Annotated in this window: 2 protein-coding genes; one reads left to right on the top strand and one right to left on the bottom strand. The window is 66.4% G+C overall.

Annotation, left to right across the window (positions count from 1 at the left end; all coding sequences use genetic code 11):
* Positions 1 to 77 precede the first annotated feature (77 nt).
* On the top strand, positions 78 to 350 hold the full coding sequence (locus AC27IQ_RS23725) for a hypothetical protein (RefSeq protein ID WP_487091026.1): 273 nt from the start codon (positions 78 to 80) through the stop codon (positions 348 to 350).
* 1,048 nt (positions 351 to 1,398) lie between these two features.
* Here the strand turns inward: AC27IQ_RS23725 and AC27IQ_RS23730 are convergent.
* A partial coding sequence (locus AC27IQ_RS23730) for a TolC family protein (RefSeq protein WP_487091027.1) occupies positions 1,399 to 1,798 on the bottom strand: 400 nt, incomplete at its 5' end.

Raw genomic sequence — 1,798 nt, forward strand, 5'->3', positions numbered from 1 at the left:
CTGGGGGCCGAGGCCGGCGCGCCGAGCCTGCTGAACGTGCTGCTGCAGGACGAACGGCTGGCCGGCAACTGCCCTGGATGGTGGAGAAATCCGCCGATGGCGCGCTAAGGGAGGCGTTCCTGATCGGCCTGCAATGCGCCGCCGAGACCACGCTGGTCTGGGGCATCGTCGAGCGGGCGCGCAGCGCCTACATCGGCGCGGTGCTGGCGCGCAGCACGCTGGAGGGCCTGGACGTGGAGGTGCTGTGCGCCTCGCAGTTCTGGAACCAGGGCGTGGCCGACGAGGCCGGCCTGCCAGTCGCGGACTGGCTGGAAGAGCACGCCGCCGTCGAGCTGGTGCCGGCCGGCTGAAGCCGGTCTGTCGATCCTTCGGCGCAACCGGCCTGGGAACGGGCAGCCGCCAGCCCTGGCGGTCCTGCCCGCCTTCTCAATGGGCCGCCCACTCTTGGTGCTTGGGGTGGTGCGCAGCAGATGCATCACGAGGCGATGTGCTCATCGCACCATCGCTGCTTCGGTCATCCAATCAATGCTTCGCATCCTTTTTCCATCAAATGGAATTCTGGGAACACTGGGGTTTTCAACTTTTCAAAGGAACCCCCCCCTATGGGATGCATTCAATCCAGCACGTCGCGCCGTTCCACGCCGATCCAGACCCCCGCGGCAAATACCCCCATCGCAACCCCAGGGAACCGATCACCGCTGCAACATGGCTCGCCGTATGCAGGCCCAGGCCCCGGCCGAGGACGGACCAGTACGGCGGGATCCATGGCGCCGCGCTCCCCACTACACGCGACAGAGACAACCACGCGAAACGCCGCACGAACTCTCCGACGGCAGCAGGAAGCCGTAGCGCTTTTGCTGGAGCATGCGATTCAGTACCCTGACCATGGCGGCATGAAGAGCGCCGTGGCAGCGTGCGAGAGACTGAGTGCAAAAATCCAGAGCTACCTTGTCGGAACAGGACGTGCCGTAGGACCGGATGATGTCAGCAGAAAATTGCAGCGACTTACCAGAATCGTGAACGAACACCGTGCCGAAGTCGTTGGGGCGATGGTTGCTCGAGACGAGAGTAGTCCTGCCCAGTCGCCGGTTCGGCCGCATTACAACCCCGCTGATTTCGAGGCATCGACCGTTTTCCCTGCAGGAAATCTCGAATACGGCGCCTACGGTCGTTAGAGCGGGTTCATCAGCAGGCCTGGCGATGACTGAATGCATGCAGGCTGCTTCGGGGCGGGGCTCGGACCTTCGCCTCTGGATTCGCGCAGCGTAGGGGCGAGAGGCTCGGCTCGGTCCAGCCTGCCCGCCGCATCGGTTTGCCTCCTGCAGCCCGCCTTCGGCCGTCAATGCATTGCTTCGTTGGCAGGCTGGGGTACACCGAGCGCACCCGTCGCATCTCGCGTCAGCGCAGAACCGGATCGTCCGCCGCCGCGCCCGCGCCGCCAGCGGCCCAGCCGCCCCCCTGCACCTTGTACAGCGTGACCCGGTTGGTCTGCTCGGCCGGCAGCAGGGTGATCTGCGTCTGCTGCGCTGCGTACAGTGAGCGCTGCGCGTCCAGCACCGTGAGGAAGCTGTTGGCCCCGAGCCAGTAGCGCGCATCGGACAGGTCCAGCGCGAGCTGGGTGGCGTCCAGCAGGGAGCGCTGGGCGGCCTGGCGCTCGTCCAGCGTGGCGCGGTCGGCCAGCGCGTCGGCGCGCGACCTGCTGAACGTGCTGCTGCAGGACGAACGGCTGGCCGGGCAACTGCCCTGGATGGTGGAGAAATCCGCCGATGGCGCGCGCAAGGAGGCGTTCCTGATCGGC

The sequence above is a fragment of the Acidovorax sp. KPB24-07 genome, assembly GCF_057543315.1.